The following is a 23801-nucleotide window of genomic DNA, read 5'->3' on the forward strand; positions in this document are numbered from 1 at the left end:
ATGCTAGAAAGGGGCGCCGCCATCCGGCGACGCCCCTTCGCTTCCATAATCGACCGCAGGCCGATCAGTTGACGGCTTCGCCCTCGATCGTCTTCGGGCCGGCGATCTCGATGCGGCGGGGCTTCAGCGCCTCGGGCACCTCGCGCACGAGGTCGATGTTCAGCAGCCCGTTCTCGGCGGTGGCGCCCGTCACCCGCACATGGTCCGCCAGCGTGAACCGACGCTCGAAGGCGCGGGTGGCGATGCCGCGGTGCAGGAACGTCCGCTCGCCCTCCTCCTCGGATTTCTTCGCCGAGACGACGAGCGCGCTCTCGCGGACCTCGACGTTCAGGTCGGCGTCGGTGAACCCGGCCACGGCCAGCGTGATCCGCCAGGCGTCGTCGCCGGTCTTCTCGATGTTGTAGGGCGGGTAGGTGTTGCCCTGCTCGGACGCGGTGACGCGGTCCATCAGCTCGGCGATCTGGTCGAAGCCGACGGTCGCGCGGTAGAGCGGGGCGAGATCGAATGTTCGCATGGGTTCATCCTCTTCAAGCGATGAGCGGGCCGCCCCCCTCGCGGCGGGGCCGACCCTTCGGCGCCCCCGGACCCGACGCTTCGGCATCCCGGGGCCCCCGTCAGATGGGGGCGCGGAGCGGCCGCTTCAAGAAGCCCGCTCGGGTCCGCTCAGGGCCGGACGAACCGCGCGCTTGCGCGGGCGCCGTCGCCCTCACGCGGCAGGCGCGGCGCGGGATCGCGGCCCGACGCCCGCTCGCGCAGCGCGGCGACCAGCGCGGGCGGCAGTTCGGCGGCCAGGGACACCGCGTCGCCGGCGCGCAGCGCCGAGGCGCTGATCACGCCGACCAGCCGCCCCTCGCCGTCCAGCACGGGCGAGCCCGACGCCCCCATCTCCGCCAGGCAGTCGGTCACGAGGATGCCCTCCGCCCGCTCGATCACGCGGCACCCCTCCTCCGTGCGCGGCGCGTCGGGCCGCCCCGCCGAGTAGGAGATCACCCGCAGCGGCGCGCCCACCCCGGGGGGCGGACCCAGGATCAGCGGCAGCGCGCGGAAGCTCGTGACGGGCCGGGCCAGCCGCAGCACCGCGACGTCGCCGGGCACGACGTCCAGCGCGGAGGCGCCCGCCGCCCCCGCGCCGCCCGGCCCGCGCGCCAGCGCCGCGACCCGGCGCTCCGCCTCGCCGCGGGCGCCCGACAGGCCGGCGCGGAACCGGATGCCCCCGATCTCGACCTCCCGGCCTTCCCGCAGGAGGCAATGCGCCGCCGTCAGCACGAGGTCGGGCGCGATCAGGGCCCCGGTGCAGAGGCGCCTCTCCCCGATGTCGAGGCGGCCCACGCCGCCCTCGTCCCCCCGCACCCCCTGGGCCGGCGCCGCGAGCGGCGTCAGGAGGAGGAAGAGGAGGAGGAGGGCGCGGCGCATCCCGCCCCTCTACAGGCCTCGGCCCCGGGGGGAACCGCCCCCGCCGCCCCCGGCGGGCGGCAGCGCCGCCGGCCGCGGCCCCCCGTTCGCCCAGTCGAGAAGCTGCACGGTGTGCACCACCGGAACCTTCGTGCCCCCGCCGATCTGCTTCATGCAGCCGATGTTGCCCGCCGCGATCACGTCGGGCGCCGCGGCCTCGAGCGTGGCGACCTTGCGGCGCCTCAGCTCCCCCGCGATCTCGGGCTGCATCAGGTTGTAGGTGCCCGCGCTGCCGCAGCAGAGGTGCGGGTCGGCCGGCTCGACCACCTCGAAGCCGGCGCGCCGCAGCAGGTCCTTCGGCACCCCCTTGATCCGCTGCCCGTGCTGCAGCGAGCAGGCGGCGTGGTAGCCCACCCGCAGCGCCTCGGGCGCCAGGCCGAAGGCAACTTCCTGGGGGGCCAGCCGGTCGACCACCTCGGACACGTCCGCGGCGAGGGCCGAGACCTCCGCCGCCTCCCTCGCGAGGGGGCCGCCCCGAAGCATGTGCCCGTAGTCCTTCACGGTCGTGCCGCAGCCCGAGGTGTTGATCACCACCGCGTCGAGGGCGCCCGCCGAACGCCAGGCCCGGACGTTCCGGGCGGCTTGGGCATGGGCGCGCTCCTCCTGGCCCATGTGATGGACGAGGGCGCCGCAGCAGCCCTGCCCCTCGGGGATCACCACCTCGCAGCCCAGCCGGGTCAGGAGGCGGATCGTGGCGGCGTTGATCTCCGCGTCCAGCGCGCGCTGCGCGCAGCCCGTCATCAGGGCGACCCGCATCCGGCGCGTTCCCCGGGCCCGGTGGACCTGCGGGTCGTCGTGCCGCGCGGGGGACGCGATGGGCGCGTCGGCCATGTCCAGCATCGCGCGCAGCCGGGCGTCCGGCACCAGCCGCCGGAACGGCCGCGCGAGCTTGGCCCCGACCAGCGCGGCGCGGAACCGTCCCGGATGGGGCAGCACCATGGCCAGCACCCGGCGCAGCGCGCGGTCCGGCCAGGGCCTGTGGAAGGTCCGCTCGATATGGGCGCGGGCGTGGTCGACGAGATGCATGTAGTGCACGCCCGAGGGGCAGGTCGTCATGCAGGCGAGGCAGGAGAGGCAGCGGTCGACGTGCTTGACCGTCCGGGCATCCGCCGGCCGGCCGGACTCGAGCATGTCCTTGATGAGGTAGATGCGCCCCCTGGGACTGTCGAGCTCGTCGCCCAGCACCGCATAGGTCGGGCAGGTCGCCGTGCAGAACCCGCAATGTACGCAGGACCGCAGGATCTCGTTCGAGCGCGCGGTCGCCGGGTCGCGAAGCTGCTCGGGGGTGAACTCGGTCCTCATGGGGCCGCCATGGCGCGGGCGGCGCCCGGCCCCTCGCGGCGGAGCGGCCCGCCCCGGAACAGACCCCTGGGATCGAAGCGCCGGCGCAGCCCCTCCTCCAGCGCCGCGATCCCGGCCGCGGGCGGGTGGAGGGGCGGGGCCGCACCCCGCAGGCAGGTCGCATGGCCCGGCACGCCCATCAGCGCCCGCACGTCCGTGCCGGGCGCCGTCCGCAGCCAGACCAACCCGCCCCCCCAGTCCAGCAGCGCCCTCTCGTGCGGCACCCGGTCCAGCACGGCGGGCGCGTCCGACGGCCGGACATGGACCCGCCAGAGGTCGCCCGCCCCGGCGACGGCCTTCGCGTCGCGGACCGCCGCCCAAGGGTCCTCGGCCAAGGGCTCGGCCTCCACCAAGTCGCCCAGCTTCCCGGCCCGGTACGCCACGGACCCCTCCAGCCCCTCGACCCGCAGGAGGACCCGCGCCCCGTCCCAGGCCGCGCCCGTGACCTCGTAGGGCGAGGCCAGCGCCCGCGACATCAGCGCCGCGGCCTCTGGCGCGCCTCGCACCTCGCGCGCGAGGGTCCGCATGTCCGCGGGCAGGGGCAGCACCTTGAACGCCACCTCCGTCAGCACCCCCAGCGTGCCGCGCGCGCCGCAGGCCAGCTTCGCCAGGTCGTAGCCGGTGACGTTCTTCATCACCCGCCCGCCGCTCTTCACCGCGCGCCCCTCGCCGGTGACGAGGCGCACCCCGATCAGCGCGTCCCGGCAGGCCCCCGCCCGCACCCGCCGCGGGCCGGAGACGCCGCCCCCGACGACGCCCCCTATCGTCGGCTCGCCCGCCGTCCCCAGCAGGGGCCGATGGTCCATCGGCTCGAAGGGCAGGCACTGGCCTGCCTCCCGCAGGGTCTCGTTCACGACGGCGAGCGGCGTTCCCGCCTGCGCCACCAGCGTCAGCGCCCCCGGCTCGTGGAGCGTCACGCCCGAGAGGGCGCCCGTCTCCAGCGGCTCGCCGCCCGGCGCCATCCCGCGCGTCCCGCCGCCCACGACCCGCAAGGGGCCATTCGCCCCCCGGATCGCCTCGGCGAGTTCGTCTTCGGTGGCGGGGCGGGTCACAAGAACACCGTGAGCAGGTAGAACAAGCCGAACAGGGCCGCACCGCCGATCGCAGACCAGGACAGCACGCCGTGGAACTCATGCGCAGGCGCGTTCCGCAGCCTGAGGTGCAGGCCGAGGTGAACGAGGGCGAAGAGGGCGACGCCCGGGCGAACCGCCTCGGGCGCGGATGGAAGGAACGACCACGAGAGCAGCGCGACGAGCGGGTAGTGGAGCCATATGAAGGCGCCGCGCGCCCGATCCTCGGCCACGTCCCGAAGCCCGTGGAGCAGGCGCCGTTCGCGATGCTCCATGGCGTCGACCTCGTGGACCAGCAGACAAGGCGCGCAGGGAAGGGGGTGGATCAAGCGCGCCGCCCCTCGGATGCGCCCAGCGGAAAGACCTTGGCGGGGTTCAGCAGCCAGCCGGGGTCGAAGACGTCCTTCACGCGCATCTGCATCTCCAGGTCGCCTTCGCCGAACTGCACGCCCATCAGGTCGCGCTTCTCGACGCCGACCCCGTGCTCGCCCGTCAGGCAGCCGCCCACCTCGACGCAGAGCCTCAGGATCTCCGCCCCCAGCGCCTCGCACCGCTCGAGCTGGCCGTCCGCGTTCGCGTCGAAGAGGATCAGGGGGTGCATGTTGCCGTCGCCCGCATGGAAGACGTTCGCCACCTCCAGCCCGTACTCCCGCGACAGCGCTTCGATGCGCCCCAGCACGCGCGGCAGCTCCGAGACGGGGATCGTCCCGTCGAGGCACATGTAGTCGCCCAGCTGGCCCATCGCGCCGAAGGCCGACTTGCGCCCCAGCCAGATCGCCGCCGCCTCCTCGGGGGTCTTCGCGCGGCGCAGCTCGACCGGGTCGTGCCTCCGGGCGACGGCCTCGATCGCGCCCAGCTGCTCCTCGATCTCGCCCTCGGACCCTTCCACCTCGACGATCAGCAGCGCCTCGCAATCCGGGTATCCGGCGCCCGCGAAGGCCTCCGTCGCGCGGATGCAGGGGCGGTCCATGAACTCGATGGCGACCGGCAGCACGCCCGCCTCGATGATGCCCGACACGCAGGCCCCCGCCGTCACGGGATCGTCGAAGCCGACGAGGACGGGCATCGCGCCCTCGGGCTTGGGAAGGATGCGCAGCGTCGCCTCGGTGACGACGCCCAGCTGCCCCTCGCTGCCGCAGATCGCCCCCAGCAGGTCCAGCCCCGCCGGGTCCATGTGGGCGCCGCCGATCTCCAGCACCTCGCCTTCCATCGTGACCAGCGTCACGCCCAGCAGGTTGTTCGTCGTCACCCCGTATTTCAGGCAGTGCGCCCCGCCCGAGTTCATCGCCACGTTCCCCGCGATCGCGCAGGCCAGCTGCGAGGACGGGTCCGGCGCGTAGAAGAAGCCCAGCCCCTCGACCGCGCCGGTCACGGAGAGGTTCGTGCGCCCCGCCTCCACCCGGATGAAGCGATCCTCGGGCGAGGTCTCGAGCACCCGGTTCAGCCGCGCCACGCCCAGGACCACCGAATCGGCCGTGGGCAGCGCCCCCCCGGCCAGCGAGGTGCCCGAGCCGCGCGGCACCACCGGCACCCCCTCCTCGTGGCAGACGCGCAGCGCGGCGGCGACCTCCTGCGTGCTCGACGGCAGCACGACCGCGAGCGGCGGGCACTTGTAGGCCGTCAGGGCGTCGCATTCGTAGGCGCGGGTCGCCACGGGGTCGTCGATCACGGCGCCGGGGGACAGGACCGCGCGCAGGCGCGAGGCGACCTGGGCCCTCCTCTCCATGATCCGGGCGTCGGGCGCGGGCATCTGCATCGGACGACCTCCTCTCGGGGCCGGTATACAGGCCGGCGGGGCCCGGTAAAGCGACCGGGGCCGTCCGGGCGCACGCGATGGTGCTCGCGATCGGCGCCGTTCCGTGCCATGAAGGGCCGACCATGCGCCTCCCCCTAGCCTTCCTCGCGCCTCTCGCCGCCGCCGCGCCGGCCTTCGCCGACCCGGCCGCCATCGTCTCGGCCGAGGCGTCGCGCGCGGCGGACGGCTGGCGCTTCGACGTCACCATCGCCCACGAGGAGACCGGCTGGGACGACTACGCGAACGGCTGGCGCGTCCTCGGCCCGGACGGCGCGGTCCTGGGCACGCGGGTCCTCGCCCACCCCCACCCGGACGAGCAGCCCTTCACCCGCTCCCTCTCCGGGGTGGCGATCCCGGACGGGGTCGAGGAGGTCGCCATCCAGTCCAGCACCCTCGCGACGGGCTGGTCGGGCGAGACCCTCGCGCTGCGCCTTCCCGACTGAGCCCAGGGCGCCCCCGGCCGGGACCGGGGGGCGCCGGATCGCGCCCCGCCCGGCCGGCCTCGGCCTCGGCCTTGGCTCGGAAGGTGGGGGGAACGCCGGCGAGGGCAGGAACACGTCCCCAGCGGCGGATCGGCACGAGAAGCCGTTCCGGGGCCGCACGGGGACGCCGTCGCCGACGTTCGCGGCCATCGACTCTGCAGCCTGTTCCGCAACCCCTCCTCGCACGGGCCCCCTTAAGAAAGGGTGAACGGCAGGGCCGAACGCCAGCGCGCGCAGAAGGCACGCCCCGCCCCGACGAGGCCGGCGAAGTGGAAGTCCGAAGGACGGGGGCGCCCCGGAGGAAGGCCGCCGAGGGCCACGGACGACCGAGACCAGGGGGCCGGCCAAGCCCCCCCGCGGCCCCGAACGGCCCTGGGGGCTCGCGCCCCGGTCCCCGCCCGAGAGTGGCACGAACCAGGCCCCCGGGAAGACAGTCCGAAGCCCGGACCGTCCCATAAACAAAGATACAAGGGCGCTCCGCAGAAGAAGGACGGGAGGCGAAGATCGGCGGAGCCCTTCGGGGCCGCCCTTGAGTGGAACGAGGGCCACGGCGCCCCCGTCTGGGCACCCGCGAGGCGCCCCCCGCGAACGGCGGGCCACTCCCCGGCGGGGGGCGGGCGCCAGGGCGCGAAGGCCAGCGAAGCCCCGCCGGATGCCCTTGGGCAGCCAGGGCGGCGGACCCGTCCCGGCGCCGGGCGCGGGCGGGGCGAAAGCCGGGGATGGCCGCCCCGGGGGGCGACGGCGCGCTAAGCGACGAGACGCCTCGAACGCCTCCCAGGAGGGGGAAGGGGCCGCGGAGTCGTTCCCAACCGGGACGCGGGCGGCGCGGAAGCCAAGGACGGCGGGCCACTTCGGCGGGCCACTTCGGCGGAGAACGCGCGGGGGTGAGGGCGGAGGACGACGGGCGCCTGCCGGATCGGCCGCCGCGATCCGGCCACCGGAGGGGGAGACGACCGGGCCGTTCCCACATGGACCATGGACGGAGCGGAAGGCCCCCTGCGGGCCGCCAATCCAGGAGGGGGGCCCGCAAGGGCGCGGAGGGGCGTGGCGGCGTCCCGAGCGCGCCCGCCCGAAGCGGCCGGCACCTGGCCGAAGGTGAAGGCCGGCCGGGCCGCTTCGGAAGGCCCCCGGGGAAGCCGGCGAGATGGAAGGGCGGGCGGCCCGCCCGGCGTCGCCCGCCGCCGGCGCCTCTCAGGTCCGGCGCCCCTCCAGCAGCCAAGCGCCGAGCACCAGCATCCCCGCCACCAGGAGCCACAGCCAGGGCGCGCCGAGGGGGGTGATCGTCAGCCCCGTCGTCACCGCCGCCTCGCGCGGGGTGATCCCGATCCAGCCGCGCCCGAAGGCCGCCCGGCCGGGGCGGACCTCGCGCACCTGCGGCAGCCCCCCCTCGATCGGGCGCACGGCCCCGCCCGAGGCCTCGGCCGCCGCGCCCAGCACCGCGTCCGTGGCCAGCGTGCGCTCGAACTCGCGCGGGGCGGGCGGGCCGAGGCCGAACACCGCGACGATCCCGCCCTCCTCCAGCCGGTAGAGGCCCAGCTCCGGCGCGTCGTAGCGGCCCTGGAACACCCCTGGCGAGACCTCCTCCAGCGGCACGGCGACCACCTCGCCGTCCGGGCCGGTGACGAGGACGTCGCCCGGCGGCTCCTCGCGCAGGGTGCGGCGGGTGATCACCATCCGCTGCCCCTCCGCCTGGGCGGTCAGCGCCTCCTCCTCCAGCTCGGGCTCCTTCATCAGCCAATGGGCGAGGCGGCGCAGCAGCTCCATCTGCGGGCCGCCCCCGTCCACCCCCCGATCCCAGAGCCAGGCATGGTCCGACGCAAGGAGCGCGACCCGCCCCTCCCCCACCCGAGAGAGCTGCAGGAGCGGCCGCTCGCCCGGGCCGGCCATCACCGTCTGGCCGTCCACCGGGCTGACGTCGACGAGGCGCCCCCAGCGGCCCCACGCGGCCTCGCCCACGGGGGCGAGGCCGTCCGTCACCGGATGGCGCCCGCCGATCTCCGTGACCTCGGGGCGGAACGCCTCCTCCAGGACGACGGAGGTGGGCGCGCCGGGCAGCACCTCCCCCAGCGGCGAGTAGTAGAGCGAGGAGGCCGTCGCGAAGTCCGGCCCCGCCGCGACCAGCACCGCGCCGCCCTCGCGCACGTAGTCGGCGACCGAGGCGAGGTAGCTGTCGGGCAGGATCCCGCGCCGCTGGTAGCGGTCGAAGATGATGAGGTCGAACTCCTCGACCTTCTCGAGGAACAGCTCGCGCGTCGGGAAGGCGATCAGCGACAGCTCGTCCACCGGCACCCCGTCCTCCTTGCCCGGCGGGCGCAGGATGGTGAAGTGGACGAGGTCGACCTGGCTGTCCGACTTCAGCAGGTTCCGCCAGGTGCGCGTGCCGGGATGCGGCTCCCCGCTGACGAGGAGGACCCGCAGGCGGTCGCGCACGCCCGTCATCTGGACGATCGCGGCGTTGTTGCGATCGGTCGTCTCGCCCTCGAGGCCCGGCGTCTCGAAGCGGATCACGTTGCGGCCCCCGTGCGGCAGCACGACCGGCAGGCGCAGCACCTCGCCCGGCCGGACGAGGCCGGTCACCGGCTCGGCGCCGTCCACCGACATCGCGACCTCGGCGGAGCCGGCGACGCCTTCGGGCACGGGGCCCTCGTCGACGACCTCGACCTCCAGGACGACCTCCTCGCCGAGGATGGCGTAGGCCGGCGCGCCCCTGACCACCAGGCGGCGGTCCCAGTCGTCCCGCTCGCCGGTCAGGAGGACGTGGAAGGGCGCGTCCACCGAAGGCACGGCGAGGGGGTCGGCGACCTGCCCGTCCGTCAAGGCGATCACCCCGGCGATCCGCCCCGCCGGCAGCTCGGCCACCGCGCGGGACAGGGCCCCGCCCAGCAGCGTGCCGCCGTCGCCCGGATCGTCCGCCACGTCCACGCGCACCACGTCCGCGCGGTCCTCCAGCGCCTCCTCCAGGGCGGCGGCGGCCCCGGCGGTGCGCGCGTCCCGCCCGTCCAGCCGGTTCGAGGCCGAGGCGTCCACCGCCAGGACCACGAGGTCCGACAACCCCTCCTCCTCGGCGACGCGCAGCGCCGGCCCCGCCAGCGCCGCGATCAGCGCGACCCCCGCCAGCGCCCGCAGCCACCAACCCGGCAGCCCCCGCCAGGCGGCCAGCGCGACCACGACCAGCGCCAGCGCGCCCATGCCGGCGACGACCTCCCAGGGGACGAGCGGCGAGAAGGCGAGGTCGCGCCGCATCTCAGTTCCCCAGCCGGTCGAGGAGGGCCGGAACGTGCACTTGGTCTGATTTGTAGTTGCCCGACAGCACGTGCATCACGAGGTTGACGCCGAAGCGCAGCGCGATCTCGCGCTGACGCTCGCCCGCGGGGCCGCGACCGACCTGCAGCATCGGGCGCCCCGCGTCGGTGACGGCCCATGCGGCGGCCCAGTCGTTGCCGCCGATCAGCACGGGGGTCACGTTGTCGTTGAGGTTGCGGAACGGCATGCCCTCGATCCGTTCGGCCCCGGGGGGCGCGGCCTCGACCCAGACGTCGCGCCCGTTGAAGCGGCCCGGATAGTCCTGCAGCAGGTAGAAGGCCCGGCCCAGGACGTGGTCCTCGGGCAGCCGCTCCAGGGGCGGCACGTCGAGACCGGCGGCGATGCGCTGCAGCGCGCGCCCCTCGGCCGTGGTGCCGCCGCCCCGGAAGCCTGCGTCGCGCGTGTCGAAGACGATCATGCCCCCGCCGCGCAGGTAGCGGTTCAGCGCCTCGGTCGCGGTGGCGCCGGGGGTCGGCTGGTCGGCCGTGACGGGCCAGTAGAGAAGGGGGTAGAAGCCCAGCTCGTCCTCGCCGGGCACGACGCCAGCGGGGCGGCGCGGCTCGACGGAGGTGCGCGCGGCGAGGGTGCGCGACAGGCCCAGCAGCCCCGCCTCGCTGATCTCGTCCACCGCCGGATCGCCCGTCACGACATAGGCCAGCGTCACGTCGGAGGCGGCCTGGATATCCTCGGCGTCGAAGGGCGCCTCCTCGCCCGGGGTCGCCGTGGCAGGGCCGCCGCCGGGGGCCGCGTCCTGCGCGTCGGCGCCCCCGGGCGCCAGCGCCAGCGCCAGGGGCAGCAGCGCCGCCGCCACCGCCCCCCGGCGGAGCCGGAGCCGCCCGGCCAGCCACATCGACAGCAGCGCGTCCAGCGCCAGCAGGGCCAGCGCCGCCACGAGGAGCCACCCGCCCAGCGGCATCTCCTCGTCGACGACGAGCGGGCCGGGCGCGCGGGGCCACTCGAACGCCGCCGGCCCCGCCTCCGCCGCCTCCGTGCCGATCACGTTCACCGCGACGGCCCGGTCCTCGCCGGCGTAGAGGCCCGGCGGCAGCGCCGCGCCGGGCCCCGATGCCAGCGCCTCGGCCACGGCCTCGCCCGCGACGCCCGCGCGCTCGCCGGCGTCGCGGGCGGCGCCGTAGGCGTCCAGCAGGACCTCGGGCACCAGCACCGTGCCCTCCAGCCCGCCGGCGCCCTCGCGGCCCCCGCCCGCGCCCAGTGCCAGCCGGTCCAGCATCCGCACGAAGAGCCCCGAGAGTGGAAGCCCCGACCATTCGGCGTTGGCGGTGACGTGGAACAGCACCACCCGCCCCTCGCCGAGGGGCGCCGCCGTCACGAGGGGGGTGCCGTCCTCCAGCGCCGCGATGGTCCGCTCCGCGAGGTCGGGCCCCGGCTCGGCGACCACCTGGGCCGAGACGCGCACCTCCTCGGGCACATCGAGCCCCGCGAAAGGCCCCTCGGGGTCGAAGGGGCGCAGGGCCTTGGGCTCGCCCCAGGACATCGCGCCGCCCACCGTGCGCCCGCCGGCGCGCAGGCGCACCGGAAGGAGCGGGTCGTCCTCGCCCACCCCGACCTCCGAGGCGGCCATGCGCGGCCCCGCGAAGCGGATCAGCGTGCCCCCGCCGCGGACCCAGGCCTCCAGCGCGGCGGCCTCCGGCACCCGGCCCGCGTCGGCGAGCACGATCGCGTCCGGGTTGGCCGGGATCACGGCGCCGAGGTCGCCCTCGATCAGGTCCGCGACCGGCGCCAGCGCCTCCCGCAGGTAGTGCGACGGCGACAGCAGCACGAGCGCCTCGTCCGCGCCGGGCCCCAGGACGGCGATCTCGCGGCGGCGCAGCCCGTCATCGGCCAATTGCACCGCCCCGGCGGAGCGGACGCCCCCGACCTCGAAGCGCTGCACCCGCGCCAGCAGCTCGGACGGCATCTCCAGCAGGGCCTCGGCACGGGTCGCGCCCGCCTCGAACGCCGCCTCGCCCTGCGCGAGGACGCGCACCGCGCCGGCGGGGTCGGGGCCGCGCGCGATCACCCGCGCGACCTGCGCCGGACCGCCCGAGGGGCGGTGGACCTCCAGCGCGACCTCGCCCCCCTCGGGCCGAGGCGGGCCCAGAGACGGCGGGATGCCTGCCGCCTCGGCCACCTCGACCGGCCCGAACGCCTCCAGCCGCGCGAGAAGCTCCGCCCGGCCCGGATGGTCCAGCCCGTCCGAGATCCAGAGCGTCCCGGCCGTGCCCTCAGGTATGGCGAAGGCCGCATAGTCGGGCGCGAAGGGCGCGGGCTCCAGCCCCGGCAGGGCCGCGAGCGCGCCTTCCGCTGGCGAGAAGCGCGCCTCGACCGGCGGCGCGGTCAGCGCCGCGACCGACACGGGCCGGCCGTCGCGCGCGGCCTCCTCCAGCGCGGCCTCGACGCGCGCCTGCCGCGCCGCCCAGTCCGGCGCGCTCCCCCAGGAGGCGTCCGCGACGATCAGCAGCGGCCCGGTGCCACCCGCGCCCTCGCGCGGGTTCAGCACGGGGCCCGCCAGCCCGACGATCACCGCCCCCAGCGCCAGCGTCCGCAGGAGCAGCAGCCACCACGGCGTGCGATCGGCCGCCGCCTCCTCGTCCTGCAGGCCGAGCAGCAGCGCGACCCCGGGAAAGCGCCGCCGCACCGGCGCGGGCGGCACCGCGCGCAGGACCAGCCAGAGGATCGGCAGCACGACCAGCGCCAGGAGGAGGAACGGCGCGAGGAAGGCGACGGGCCCCAGCGTCACCGGCCCCCGCCCTCCAGCGCATGGTAGAGCCCGCCGAGCGCCGCCGCCGCCGACCCGTCCGTCGCGTGCCGCGTCCAGACCCAGCCCGTGCGGCGGCACGCGTCCCGCAGCGCCGCGCGGCGTTCGGCGAGGCGCCCGCGATACTCGCCGCGTAGCGCGTCCGCCTTCCTCGTCTCGTGCCTGAGCCGGCCGCCCATGCTCTCGAAGACGGTCCGCCCTTCGTAGGGCAGCGCCTCCTCCGCGGGGTCGAGCACCTGGCAGAGGACGCCCCGCACGCCCGCGTCGGCCGCCCGCCGCATCGCGGCGAGCGCGGGCTCCACCGGGCCGAGGAAGTCCGACAGCCAGAGCGCGCGCGTGTTGGGCGGGGGCGGCGTCTGCGGCGCGCGTCCGTAATCCCCCTCGTAATCCCCCCCGTGATCCCCCCCGCGATCCCCCCCGGCGCCAGGCCCGGCGAGGTCGGCGGCGATCCGGTCCAGCCGCGCCCGGCCCGCCGCGGGGGGCGGACCGCGCCCCTCCCCGGGCGCGAGGGCCACCCGCTCCCCCCCCCGGATCAGGAGGATCGCGCAGGCCAGCCCCAGCAGCGCTGCCCGGTCCGCCTTCGGCGCCCGCCCGCCCTCCGCGAAGTCCATGGAGGCCGAGCGGTCGACCCAGATCGTCACCGCCTGGCTCGTCTCCCACTCCATCTCGCGGACGAAGGTAGCGTCCGACCGGGCGCTTCGGCGCCAGTCGATGCTGCGCGCGGGGTCGCCCGGCATCGCGTGGCGGAACTGCCAGAACTCGTCGCCCGCGCCGGGACGGCGGCGCCCGTGCGCGCCGTGGGCGACCGTGCTCGCCAGGCGCTCGGCCCGCGCCAGCAGCGGCGGCAGCGGCGCGGCCAGCGCGTCGGCGCGCGGCCGAAGGGTGACGGGCGCGGCCACGGGGCTCAGGCGGCCCGGGTCTCGGGGCGGCAGGCGGCGGCGGCCAGGCGGTCGACGACTGCGCCCACGGTCCGCCCCTCGGCGCGCGCGGCGTAGCCCAGCGCCATCCGGTGCCCCAGCACGGGCCGCGCCAGGGCCTCCACGTCCTCGACCGAAGGGGCGAGGCGCCCGGTCAGCAGCGCCCGCGCCCGCACGGTCAGCATCAGGGCCTGCGCCGCGCGCGGCCCCGGCCCCCAGGCCACGTCCTCCGTGACGAAGTCCGGCGCCTCGGGCTGGCCAGGGCGGCAGGCCCGCACGAGGTCGAGGATGGCGGCCGTCACGCTCTCGCCCACGGGCATCCGCCGCAGGAGGGCCTGCGCCTCCATCAGCTCGGCGGCGGCGAACGCCTGCACCGCGACCTCCTCGGCCCCGCCAGTGGTGGCCACGAGGATCGCCTCCTCCGTGGCGCGGTCGGGATAGTCCACCTCGATCTGCACGAGGAACCGGTCGAGCTGCGCCTCCGGCAGGGGATAGGTCCCCTCCTGCTCGATCGGGTTCTGCGTGGCGAGGACGTGGAAGGGCGTGGGCAGCGCGCGGTCCTGGCCGGCGACCGTCACCTCCCGCTCCTGCATGGCCTGCAGGAGGGCGGACTGCGTGCGTGGGCTGGCGCGGTTGATCTCGTCCGCGAGGAGGAGCTGGCAGAACACCGGCCCCTCGACGAAGCGGAACGCCCGGCGCCCGTCCTCGCCCGCCTCCAGGATCTCCGATCCCACGATATCCGTCGGCATCAGGTCGGGGGTGAACTGCACCCGCCCCGCCCGCAGGCCCATCACGGTCGACAGCGCCTCGACGAGCCGCGTCTTGCCCAGGCCCGGCACGCCGATCAGCAGCCCGTGCCCGCCGCAGAGAAGCGTGCTCAGCACGAGGTCCACGACCCGATCCTGCCCGATGAAGCGGCGGGCGATGGCGGCGCGCGCCTCGCCCAGGCGGACGGACAGCGCCTCGATCTCGGCGACCGGATCGGTGTCGATGCTCATGACGCGGGTCCCTTCGCCTCTAGATGGGGGTTTGCGGCACGACTTCCCTTCGGGGCGCCGCGCGGCGTAACCTAGTCCGGGGGGATCGCGATGACAAAGGGCACCAGGGCGCACGAGGGCGTGAACGCCCCCGCGAGCGGCGGAAACCCGACCGACGCGCTGGTCAGGGCGGCAAGATCGGGCGGCAAGGGTCCGCCGCCGGTCCACCTGTGGAACCCCGACCATTGCGGCGAGATCGCGATCCGCATCCTGCGCGACGGCACTTGGCTGCACGAGGGCACGCCGATCGGCCGCCCCGCGCTCGTGCGGCTCTTCGCCTCGATCCTCAAGCGCGAGGGGGACCGCCACTTCCTCGTCACCCCCGTCGAGAAGCTCGGGATCGAGGTCGAGGACGCCCCTTTCATCGCCCAGGACTTCGAGGAGGAGGACGGCGTCCTCACCTTCGAGACCGGCGTGGGCGACCTCGTCGCCGCCGGGCCGGAGAACCCGATCACCGTCGAGATCGCCGGCGACGGCGAGCCGGCGCCCTATCTTCACGTCCGCCGGGGGCTGATGGCGCGGATCGACCGCAAGACCTTCTACCGCCTGACCGAGATCGGCGAGACGGAGGAGGTGGACGGCACCCCGTGGTTCGGCGTCCGCTCGGACGGGGCGTTCTTCCCCATGATCCCCGTCAGCGCCCTCGAAGGCTGAGCCGCCCGGGCGCGGGCCGCCCCGGCCGGCGCGGATTCCGCCCCCCCGCGCTTCGGCAGGGCACGGCACGGCCGCCGCCCTGCCCCGGGCCGGGAAGGCAGCGCCCGCGATGGGCTCGCCTCGTCGCCGCGCGAATCGGGTTGCATGGATCATCGGGCCATCATGCCGCACGAACCTTGCCGCCAGGTTAAGGGACGGCGCCGGAACGGACATTTCCCGCCGACATCCTGATGCAGCAGCACGAATATCGTGCGTCAGCCCGGCGGCGGGGGGCCCTCCTCCCGCCATTCGCCAGGCGCCAGGCCGCCCAGCGCCCAGGGCCCGATCCGCACCCGCACGAGGCGCAGCGTCGGCAGGCCGACATGGGCGGTCATGCGGCGGACCTGCCGGTTGCGCCCCTCGCCGAGGACCAGCTCGATCCAGTGATCGGGCACCGAGCGGCGGGCCCGGACGGGCGGATCGCGCGGGCCCAGCCAGCCCGGCGGCGGCACGGCCCGCGCCGCCAGCGCCCGCGCCGGCCCGTCCCTCAGGGCGACCCCGTCCCGCAGCCGGCCGAGCGCACGGTCGTCCGGCGCCCCCTCCACCTGGGCGAGGTAGGTCTTGCGGATCCCGCTGCCGGGGGCGGCGATGCGGGCCTGGAGGCGGCCGTCATCCGTCAGCAGCAGAAGCCCCTCGCTGTCGCGGTCCAGGCGCCCGGCGGCATAGACGCCCTTCGGCAGCCCGAAGCCGCCGAGCCCCGGCCAGCCCCCTTCGGGGGTGAACTGCGACAGGACGTTCATCGGCTTGTGCAGCGCGACGAGGGTGGCGCCGGCCCGGAGGGCCGGACGGCGCGCCGGGCCCCTCAGCCCCCGCCCCGGCAAAGCTCGAACCCCAGGTCCACCTCGATCCCCCCGGGGGGCGCACGCCATCGCGTCCGGCCGCCGGGCCGTCCCGCGATCGCGGTGTCGACGAGGTGCCGCCCGAGGCCCTGATCCTCCGGCACGCCCTCGGGGACGGGGCCGCCCCGCTCGCGCCAGCGCAGCTCCAGGCGGCCGCCGCGGGCGCCGCCGGTCAGCTCGACATGCCCGCCCGGGGCCGACAGGGCGCCGTATTTCATGGCGTTGGTCGCCAGCTCGTGCAGCGCGAGGCTCAGGGTCGTCACCTCGTCCTGATGCAGCGCGGGCCCCTCGACCTCGACCCGGAGGCGGCCGGCATCGGCATAGGGCCGCAGGAGCACCGCGAGCATGGGCCCCAGCGCCGCGCCCGCCTCGCCGCGCGCGACCATTCGGAACGCCCCGGAGAGCTGGGCGAAGCGCTGCCGAAGGTCGGCGACCAGCGTCTCGGCGTCGTGCGCGCCCTTCGCGGCGATCGTCGCCGTGGCGGAGGCGACCGCGAAGAGGTTGCCGATCCGGTGCCCCATCTCGCGCAGCATGAGGTCCTGCATCTCCCGCGCGCGGCGCATGTCCGTGACGTCGAGGAAGACGGCGGTGAACGGCTCGCCCTCCGCGGGCTCGTCGCCCCTCGCGGCGATCCACCGGCCGTCCACGCGGAAGGCGTGGACGAAGGGGCGGCCCTCCTCGGCGGCCTCGCGCCAGATGCGGCCGGTCTCCTCGCGGTCGGCGGGGTCCACGCGCGCCAGGAGGTCCTCGACCGCGACCTCGGAGGCGCCCACGCCCCACCACGCCATCGCCAGCGGGTCGAGCGTCGCCGTCATCGCCCCCGCCCGCCATCGCCAGGCCGCCACCCCGCCCGAATGCATCGCCGACAGGATGTCGGGCGCGGCCTCGAAGGCGCCGGCGCGGGGAGGGTTCGTCGAGGGATCGTACCGCATGGGGGCTGCCTAGGCCCTCGCGCCGCCGGACCCAAGGCGGGAAATCGGGATGGACCCCGCGTCCCGTGCACACCCGGCGTGCGCACGGCGCGGCGCAGGGCTGGGGCCATGGGGTCTGGGGGGCCGAACGCGCCCTCCTCGGCGGCCGGGCGCCTAGTGCGCCTCGGCCCAGTTCCGGCCCCGCCCCGCATCCACCACGATCGGCACGGAGAGCCTGACCGCCGGCTCGTGGGCGTGGACCATGACCCCCCGCGCGCGTTCGACCAGGGCGTCCGCGTCGGCCTCGGCCACCTCGAAGAGAAGCTCGTCGTGGACCTGGAGGAGCATCCTCGCGTCCAGGCCCTCGGTCGCCTCCTCCATCCGCGCCATGGCCCGGCGGATGATGTCCGCGTTGGACCCCTGGATCGGCGCGTTGATCGCGGCCCGCCGCGCGTAGCCCGCCTGCGGGCCCTTCTGTCCGACGCCGGGGGTGTTCACGCGCCGGCCGAACAGGGTCCTCACGTATCCGTCCGCCTTCGCGGCGCGGGTGGTGCGCTCCATGTACTCCTTGATGCCGGGGAACTTCTCGAAGTAGCGGTCGATGAAGCCCGACGCCTCCTCGCGCGGGATGCGCAGGTTCCGCGCCAGCCCGAAGCCCGAGATGCCGTAGACGATCCCGTAGTTGATCGCCTTGGCGGAGCGGCGGACGTCGGGCGTCATCTCCCCCAGGGGCACGCCGAACATCTCCGACGCGGTGACCGCATGGACGTCCTGCCCCTCGCGGAACGCCTCCTCCAGGGCGGGCACGTCCGCGAACTCCGTCAGGAGGCGCAGCTCGATCTGCGAGTAGTCGAGCGAGACCAGGACCCGCCCCTCGGGGGCCACGAACGCCTCGCGGATGCGGCGCCCCTCCTCCGTGCGGACGGGGATGTTCTGCAGGTTCGGGTCGGACGAGGCCAGCCGCCCCGTGTTCGCCCCCGCGATCGAGTAGGACGTGTGGACGCGCCCGGTTTCGGGGTTGACGTGGTTCTGCAGGTTGTCGGTGTAGGTCGACTTCAGCTTCGACATCGCCCGCCAGTCCAGCACCTTGCGGGCGAGGTCGTGCTCGGTCGCGAGGTCCTCAAGGACGTCCGCGGGGGTGGCCCAGGCGCCCGTCTTGGTGCGCTTGCCGCCCGGCAGGCCCATCTCGCCGAAGAGGATCCCGCCCAGCTGGCTCGGCGAGCCCACGTTGAAGGGCCGCCCGGCCAGGGCGTGGATCTCCTCCTCCAGGGCGCCCATCTTCTGCGCGAAGGCCCCGGACATGCGGCTCAGGTGCTCGCGGTCGACCATAATCCCGGCCATCTCCATCCGGGCGAGGACGGGGATCATCGGGCGCTCCAGCGTCTCGTAGACGGTGGTCACCTTCTCGGCGTGCAGCTGCGGGCGGAAGAGCTCGTGGAGGCGGATCGTGACGTCCGCGTCCTCGGCCGCGTAAGGGGCGGCCCTGTCGACCGGCACCCGGTCGAAGGTGATCTGCGACCTGCCCGACCCGATGAGCGCCTTGATGGGCTGGGGCACGTGGCCGAGATACCGCTCGGACAGCTCGTCCATCCCGTGCCCGTGCAGCCCGGCATGGAGCGCGTAGCTCAGCAGCATCGTGTCGGCGAGCGGCGCGGCGGCGATGCCGTTCCGGGCCAGGATCTTCACGTCGTACTTGGCGTTCTGGAACACCTTCAGGACGCCGTCGTCCTCCAGCAGCGGCTTCAGCAGCGCCAGCGCGGCGTCCATCCCGACCTGCCCCTCGGCCAGCGCCTCGCCGTCCCCCGCGAAGAGGTCGGCCTTCCCCTCCTCCGCCTTGTGGGCGAGCGGCACGTAGCAGGCCCGCCCTGCCGCCGTCGCCAAGCTGACGCCCACGAGGTCCGCGCGCATCTCGTCGAGGCCGGTCGTCTCCGTGTCCACGGCGACCACGCCCGCCTCGCGCGCGGCGGCGATCCAGGTCCGCAGCGCCTCCTCGTCGCGGACGATCTCGTAGGCCGCCGGGTCGAAGGGCGGCTGCTCGGGAACCGCCGCGCCTTCGGCCGCCTTCGGGCCCGGCATGGCGGGGGCGTCCCGGCCCAGCGCGTCGGCGACGCGGCGGGTGAGGGTCCGGAACTCCATCTCGTTCAGGAAGCCGAGGAGGGCGTCCGGGTCCGGGTCGCGCAGCTCGAGGTCGTCCAGCCCGAAGGGCAGATCCATCCGGTCGTCCAGCCTGACCAGCTCGCGGCTCATGCGGATCTGGTCCGCGTGATCGATCAGGGTCTGCCGCCGCTTGGGCTGCTTGATGCTCTCGGCGTTCGCGAGGAGCGTATCGAGGTCGCCCCACTCCCCGATCAGCGCCGCGGCCGTCTTGATCCCGATCCCCGGCGCGCCCGGCACGTTGTCGGTGCTGTCCCCGGCCAAGGCCTGCACGTCCACCACCCGGTCAGGGCCGACGCCAAAATAAGCCTCGACCCCCTCGACGCCGATGGTCTCGTTCGGCTTGCCCTGGATGCCGGGACGCATCATCTCGACCCCGCCGCCGACGAGCTGCATCAGGTCCTTGTCGGCCGAGACGATGGTGACGCGCCCGCCCGCCTCGCGCCCCTGCCGGGCGAGGGTGGCGATGATGTCGTCGGCCTCGAACCCCTCGATCTCCTCGCAGGCGACGTTGAAGGCGCGCGTGGCCTCGCGCGTCAGGGGGATCTGGGGGCGCAGATCCTCGGGCAGCTCGGGGCGGTGGCCCTTGTACTCGGGGAATATCTCGTTGCGGAAGGTCTGCGAGCCCTTGTCGAAGATCACCGCCAGGTGCGTCGCCGCGTCCGGCCCCTCGTTCCCCTCGAGGTAGCGCTGCAGCATGTTGCAGAAACCCGCCACGGCGCCGATGGGCAGGCCGTCGGACTTGCGCGTCAGGGGCGGCAGCGCGTGGAAGGCGCGGAAGATGAAGGCGCTGCCGTCGATCAGATGAAGATGGTGGCCCTTGCCGAAGCTCATGCTGCGTCCCTCCCGGTCCGCGCGCGATGTGCCATGCGCGTCGTTCGGGGGAAACCCGCTGAAGCCCCGCCCCGGTCCTTCGCGAAGGCCGGCCGCGCGGGTACCGTGGCGCCATGCGCGCCCTCCTCGCCCTCGCCCTCCTCGCCCTACCCGCCGCCGCGCGGCAGCCCTGCGAGGCCGACGCGGGGGCGGGGGACCCATGCTCGCGCGTGCTCGCCTGCATCGGCACGGAGGGCGAGTGGTTCGACGGCCGCGCCCTCGGCTGGAACGAGGGCACTCTTGAGGGGGCGCTAGGCTCCGGCGCGGCCTGCACGGGGCGCTGGGCCTACGTCTCAGGCGGGGCGGCGGCGGCCGAGATCCTCTGCGAGGACGGGATGGAGGGGACCGTGTCCTACTTCGCGCAGGACGGGCCGACGGGCACGGGCCTGGGCTATGGCGCGACGTCGGACGGCCGGCGGATCGAGGCGTGGACCGGCGAGAACGTCCTGGGGTTCCTCGCCGGGAAGGACGGCGTGCCCCGCCTGCCCTGCGCGCCGGCGATCGACCTCGTAGGCTAGCAGAGCGTCCCGCGCGAGGCCGCAGGCGTCCGCCAGCCCGAGAAGCCGAATCCCGTGAAGTGCAGCTCGATCCCTTCGGAGACGAGGATCGCCCCGCCCGCGCAGGCCCGGCGCTCCGGCGCGCCGTAGAGGCGCGCCAGGCTCGCCTCCGCGCTCTCCAGCGTGCGGCCGAACCCGATCTCGCGCCCCGTGCCGGGGATCTCGACGCCCGTCGCCGCTGGCACGGGCGCGGGCGCCGTGGCGACCGGCGCGGTGCCCGCGGAGGCGCACCCCCCGAGAAGGGCCAGGAAGGCGAGCGCCCGCCTCACGCCTTCTCGTCCAGCCCGTCCCCGTCCGTCCGGTCCCCGAAGCCCGCGCCCCCCACGGAGACGTTCGAGCCGGGCGCCGGGTCGTGCCCCGCGAGGACGTATCGCTTGTCGCAGTAGCCGCATTCGACCCAGCCGATGGAATCGTCGATCTGCAGCCAGACGCGTGGATGGCCCAGCGCGCCCTCGCCCCCATCGCAGGCGACGCGCAGCGCGGTCACGACCTCCGTCTCGGGCACGCCGTAATCGGCCGGCTTCGGGTCGGGCGCGGGCCGGGGCGCGGCGCCGCGCGGCGGCTCGATGCGGGGCGTGCCATCGGCATTGGTGGTGGCGCTGGGATGCTGGGCCAAGGCAGGCTCCCTCCGGGCATGGCGGCGGCGCAAGCCCTAGCGGGGCCGGGATGCGCCCTCAAGGGGAGAGGGGCCCCGGACCCCTCAGCCCGCCAGCAGCGGGCCGAGCGGGCGCCCCCCGAGGACGTGGACGTGGTAGTGCGGCACCTCCTGGTGCGCGTGCCCGCCGGCATTGGCGATCGTGCGGAAGCCCCCCCCGCCATCGGTCGACACGCCCAGCGCGCGCGCCACCTCTGCCACCGCCCGCGCGAAGCCGGCGAGCTCGGCGTCGGGCGCCTCCGCCCCGAAATGGGCCGCGTCCACGTAGGGCCCCTTGGGGATCACCAGGACGTGCTCGGGCGCCTGGGGCGAGAGGTCGCGGAAGGCCAGCGCGTGCTCGGTCTCCAGCACGGTGTCGTTCGGTATCTCGCCCCGCAGGATGCGCGCGAACACGTTGTCGTCGTCGTAGCTCCAGGCCATCGGCTCCTCCCTAGTCCTCGAAGAGATAGCGCGTGTCCACGATCCGGCCGGCGACGTCCTCGCCGCAGCGCAGGAACGCGGCCAGCTCGGCCGCGTTCCCGGCATCGGTCGCGGTCTCGCGGAGGCGGTGCAGGTGCGCGAAGCCCGCGTCGCGGATGCGGTCGCCCTCGTCGGCGATCTCCTGGCGGATCGTCGGCAGGAGGCGCCCGATGGTCTCGTCCGCCGTGGCCTCGCCCGCCAGGCCGACCCGCCGGGCATGGCCCGCGAGGTAGTCGTCCGTGAACGCGCACTCCATCTCCAGCAGGCGCGTGACGCAGCGGTCGTCCTGGAAGTCCTGCATCAGGTCCAGCCGCGCGGGGTCGAGGCAGATGACCAGCCGGTCCGTCCCGTGCCGCTCGAACAGCATCCGCAGCACCGCCCGCCGGTGGCGCTGGCGCTTCTCGAGCGTCGTCTCGATCCCGCCGAGATCGGGAAGGGGCGTCGCCTCCTCGTCGAAGAGGTAGTCGATGCAGGGCAGGCCGGCCTCCTCGCGGATGCGGGCGGTCAGGCGCTTGGCGACGTGCCACTTCTTGCAGGTGACGAGCAGCAGCTCGCGCCCGCGGCCCAGCGTGGCCTCGCGCTCCCAGAAGCGGGGGGCGAACCGGCGGCCGACCCTGCCGCGGCTCGTCAGGAAGGCGTGCAGCCGCCGCCCCTCGTCCGAAAGGGGGAAGTCGGTCCGCTCCTCCGCCCAGAGGTCGCCGAGCCGCGCCTTCAGATCCATCGCCTCCGGGCTGATCTTGCGCGCGAAGAGGAAGTCCTGCGAGAGCAGGAGGTCGTATTGGTCGTTGTAGAACGTGACCGGCATCCCGTAGTCCGAGAACATCAGGAAGGTCGGGGTGCGGGGCCGTATCTCCTCCTCGCGGACGAGGTGGCGCACGAGGGTCTGGAAGAAGGTCTCGTCGGGGATCCAGGTCGTGCGGAAGAAGCGCATCACGTCGGGGCGCCGGGCGCGGAAGGCCATGACCCGCTCGAGGGTCGCGCGGCGCAGGCACCACCACTGCGAGCCGATCATCATCCGCAGGTCCGCCGGCACCGCGCGCGTGATCCCCAGTCGCCGCTGCAGCGCGAACGCGGCGTAGAAGCGCCGCTTCTGGGTGCGCTCGTTGAACCAGTGGCGGTAGACCAGCCGCTCCTCCTTGAAGCCGGTCTTGATCCAGTCCGATTCGAAGTAGTCGAAGCTCTCGATGAGGTCGGCGTCCTCGCGGTCGAGGAAGGCGCGCGCGTAGCGGGCCGACTTGATCGGCATGCAGTCGCCCGAGAGCATGTAGAAATGGGTGGCTCCGGGGAACGCCTCCAGCGCCGCCTCGCAGGCGTTGAGGGTCGCCTGCACGAGGGACCATTCCCCCCAGCCGCAGCGGACGCGGCGCGCGAAGGCCACGCCGGGATTGTCCCTCAGGGCCGCATGGATGCGGCGGAACGTGCCCTTCGGGGCCGAGGCGTCGAAATGGATCGCGACGTGGTCGCCCGTGGCGGTCAGCCGCTCGGCCTGGGCGACGACGGCGTCCGGGTCCTTGTGCGCGAGCAGGAGGAAGGCGATGCGTGCCATCGGCGGACCAATGCCCCCATTTTCGCCACAGCGTCCACAGGCCCGCGGCCGCGCCATGTTGTCCCGGGGGGAGTTTGTTGATTTTTGTCACCAGGCCGCGCGGGTGGCGGCGGCGCGAGGGACTTGGACATGGGCTTTCCCGGCACCTGGATGACCGAGAGCGAGAGCATGGTGTACCGCGTGGTGCCCAAGTGCGCCTGCTCGACGATCGGGCAGGTCATGTTCTACTCCGACCACGGGCGCTACTTCGACGGCGACATCCACGACGCGAAGCACGGCCTGCACAAGTGGGCCATGGAGGGGAGCCAGCCGAGGATCGAGGCGAACGTCTCGGGCCACCGCTCCTTCGCGTTCACCTGCGTCCGGAACCCCTACACCCGCATCCTGTCGAGCTTCTTCGACAAGATCGCCGGGATCCAGAGGAACGGCAGGCGGTACCGCGGCAACCTCGTGCCGCTGCTGACGCAGCGCTACGGCGTCGAGGTCGGCGGCGAGGACGGCACGGAGGAGTTCGACCAGATCGCCTCCTTCCGGCGGTTCCTGCTCTTCGCGCGCGACACGATCCGCTGGCGCCGCCCGATGGACCCGGACATCCACTGGTCCGCCATGTCGGGGCACATCGCGACCTTCGTCGTGAACGGCGGGCGCTACGATCGCATCTTCCACGTCGAGGAGTTCGAGCGGGGCATGCAGTCCGTGCTCGACGAGGTCGAGCCGCCCCACCCCGTCTCGGTCGCCGACGTCCCCCGCTTCAACGAGAGCGCGGACCACGGGCCGAAGCGCCTCCACCCGGTCGAGGACTACTTCGACGACCTCGCGATGCATCTGACATACGAGATCTACAAGAAGGACTTCCGCCTCTTCCGCTACGACTTCGAGGACCCCTCGAACAAGAAGCCGAAGGGCGAGGTCGACCTGGGCGAGGTCCACGCCAAGCTGGGCGACTAGGGGCGCGGGGC

At 74.8% G+C, this 23801-nt stretch carries 20 protein-coding genes and 1 pseudogene; 4 read left to right on the top strand and 17 right to left on the bottom strand.

Annotated features, from left to right (window positions below; translation table 11 throughout):
- Nucleotides 1-64: 64 nt before the first annotated feature.
- From BCF33_RS07735 to BCF33_RS07760, 6 genes are all read right to left on the bottom strand, one after another.
- A complete protein-coding gene (locus tag BCF33_RS07735; protein ID WP_106160395.1) occupies nucleotides 65-514 on the bottom strand; it encodes an Hsp20 family protein in 450 nt (149 codons plus the stop codon).
- A 149-nt stretch (nucleotides 515-663) separates the two neighbouring features.
- On the bottom strand, nucleotides 664-1413 hold the full coding sequence (locus BCF33_RS07740) for a trypsin-like serine peptidase (RefSeq protein WP_106160396.1): 750 nt from the start codon (nucleotides 1411-1413) through the stop codon (nucleotides 664-666).
- A 9-nt stretch (nucleotides 1414-1422) separates the two neighbouring features.
- Entirely contained in the window at nucleotides 1423-2754 is a 1332-nt protein-coding gene (glcF, locus tag BCF33_RS07745) for a glycolate oxidase subunit GlcF (protein ID WP_106160397.1), read from the bottom strand.
- Nucleotides 2751-3845 carry an FAD-binding protein gene (locus tag BCF33_RS07750; RefSeq protein WP_106160398.1) on the bottom strand — a complete coding sequence of 365 codons (1095 nt, stop codon included), beginning with the start codon at nucleotides 3843-3845 and terminating at the stop codon, nucleotides 2751-2753. Before BCF33_RS07750 ends, glcF begins: the two co-directional genes overlap by 4 nt.
- Nucleotides 3842-4192, bottom strand: a complete 351-nt coding sequence (locus tag BCF33_RS07755) for a DUF6713 family protein (protein ID WP_106160399.1) — start codon at nucleotides 4190-4192, stop codon at nucleotides 3842-3844. Before BCF33_RS07755 ends, BCF33_RS07750 begins: the two co-directional genes overlap by 4 nt.
- On the bottom strand, nucleotides 4189-5619 hold the full coding sequence (locus BCF33_RS07760; protein WP_106160400.1) for an FAD-linked oxidase C-terminal domain-containing protein: 1431 nt from the start codon (nucleotides 5617-5619) through the stop codon (nucleotides 4189-4191). The genes BCF33_RS07755 and BCF33_RS07760 overlap by 4 nt, the downstream gene beginning before the upstream one ends.
- A gap of 122 nt (nucleotides 5620-5741) precedes the next feature.
- Between BCF33_RS07760 and BCF33_RS07765 the strand changes: the two genes are divergently transcribed.
- Nucleotides 5742-6101 (top strand): hypothetical protein, encoded by a 360-nt coding sequence (locus BCF33_RS07765; protein WP_106160401.1) that lies wholly within the window; start codon nucleotides 5742-5744, stop codon nucleotides 6099-6101.
- A gap of 1230 nt (nucleotides 6102-7331) precedes the next feature.
- Here BCF33_RS07765 and BCF33_RS07770 read toward each other — a convergent pair.
- Genes BCF33_RS07770 through BCF33_RS07785 form a run of 4 tightly spaced genes read right to left on the bottom strand, consistent with a single transcriptional unit; the run spans nucleotide 7332 to nucleotide 14116 of the window.
- Nucleotides 7332-9383, bottom strand: a complete 2052-nt coding sequence (locus BCF33_RS07770; protein WP_106160402.1) for a hypothetical protein — start codon at nucleotides 9381-9383, stop codon at nucleotides 7332-7334.
- A 1-nt stretch (nucleotide 9384) separates the two neighbouring features.
- Nucleotides 9385-12183: a DUF4159 domain-containing protein gene (locus tag BCF33_RS07775; protein WP_106160403.1), complete on the bottom strand. Its 2799-nt coding sequence runs from the start codon at nucleotides 12181-12183 to the stop codon at nucleotides 9385-9387.
- A complete protein-coding gene (locus tag BCF33_RS07780; RefSeq protein WP_106160404.1) occupies nucleotides 12180-13100 on the bottom strand; it encodes a DUF58 domain-containing protein in 921 nt (306 codons plus the stop codon). The genes BCF33_RS07775 and BCF33_RS07780 overlap by 4 nt, the downstream gene beginning before the upstream one ends.
- Before the next feature lie 5 nt (nucleotides 13101-13105).
- Nucleotides 13106-14116 (bottom strand): AAA family ATPase, encoded by a 1011-nt coding sequence (locus BCF33_RS07785; RefSeq protein ID WP_106160405.1) that lies wholly within the window; start codon nucleotides 14114-14116, stop codon nucleotides 13106-13108.
- A gap of 90 nt (nucleotides 14117-14206) precedes the next feature.
- On the opposite strand from BCF33_RS07785, the gene BCF33_RS07790 reads away from it, so the two are divergent.
- The gene (locus tag BCF33_RS07790; RefSeq protein WP_106160406.1) at nucleotides 14207-14809 is read left to right on the top strand and encodes a DUF1285 domain-containing protein; all 603 of its coding nucleotides are present in this window, start codon (nucleotides 14207-14209) and stop codon (nucleotides 14807-14809) included.
- Nucleotides 14810-15063: 254 nt separating this feature from the next.
- On the opposite strand, the gene BCF33_RS07795 is transcribed toward BCF33_RS07790, so the two are convergent.
- From BCF33_RS07795 to polA, 3 genes are all read right to left on the bottom strand, one after another.
- Entirely contained in the window at nucleotides 15064-15588 is a 525-nt protein-coding gene (locus BCF33_RS07795; protein WP_245883773.1) for a pseudouridine synthase, read from the bottom strand.
- Between the two features lie 62 nt (nucleotides 15589-15650).
- Complete coding sequence (locus tag BCF33_RS07800; protein WP_106160408.1) at nucleotides 15651-16619, bottom strand: sensor histidine kinase; 969 nt, start codon at nucleotides 16617-16619, stop codon at nucleotides 15651-15653.
- 153 nt (nucleotides 16620-16772) lie between these two features.
- Nucleotides 16773-19586, bottom strand: a complete 2814-nt coding sequence (gene polA / locus BCF33_RS07805; protein WP_106160409.1) for a DNA polymerase I — start codon at nucleotides 19584-19586, stop codon at nucleotides 16773-16775.
- Between the two features lie 113 nt (nucleotides 19587-19699).
- Here polA and BCF33_RS07810 point away from each other — a divergent pair, with 113 nt between their 5' ends.
- A complete protein-coding gene (locus BCF33_RS07810; protein ID WP_106160410.1) occupies nucleotides 19700-20143 on the top strand; it encodes a hypothetical protein in 444 nt (147 codons plus the stop codon).
- Here BCF33_RS07810 and BCF33_RS07815 read toward each other — a convergent pair.
- The 4 genes and pseudogenes from BCF33_RS07815 to BCF33_RS07830 form a co-directional block, all read right to left on the bottom strand.
- On the bottom strand, nucleotides 20140-20451 hold the full coding sequence (locus BCF33_RS07815; RefSeq protein WP_106160411.1) for a hypothetical protein: 312 nt from the start codon (nucleotides 20449-20451) through the stop codon (nucleotides 20140-20142). The genes BCF33_RS07810 and BCF33_RS07815 overlap by 4 nt on opposite strands.
- Nucleotides 20452-20546: 95 nt before the next feature.
- Nucleotides 20547-20687 (bottom strand): annotated as a pseudogene (locus BCF33_RS14350) (zinc-finger domain-containing protein); the annotation flags it as partial.
- A gap of 195 nt (nucleotides 20688-20882) precedes the next feature.
- Entirely contained in the window at nucleotides 20883-21257 is a 375-nt protein-coding gene (locus tag BCF33_RS07825) for an HIT domain-containing protein (RefSeq protein WP_106160412.1), read from the bottom strand.
- Nucleotides 21258-21267: 10 nt separating this feature from the next.
- Entirely contained in the window at nucleotides 21268-22842 is a 1575-nt protein-coding gene (locus tag BCF33_RS07830; RefSeq protein ID WP_106160413.1) for a DUF5928 domain-containing protein, read from the bottom strand.
- A gap of 129 nt (nucleotides 22843-22971) precedes the next feature.
- Here BCF33_RS07830 and BCF33_RS07835 point away from each other — a divergent pair, with 129 nt between their 5' ends.
- Nucleotides 22972-23790, top strand: a complete 819-nt coding sequence (locus BCF33_RS07835; RefSeq protein ID WP_106160414.1) for a sulfotransferase family protein — start codon at nucleotides 22972-22974, stop codon at nucleotides 23788-23790.
- The last annotated feature ends 11 nt before the right edge of the window (nucleotides 23791-23801 follow it).

The sequence above is a fragment of the Hasllibacter halocynthiae genome, from assembly GCF_003003095.1.
Taxonomy (GTDB): Bacteria; Pseudomonadota; Alphaproteobacteria; order Rhodobacterales; family Rhodobacteraceae; genus Hasllibacter; species Hasllibacter halocynthiae.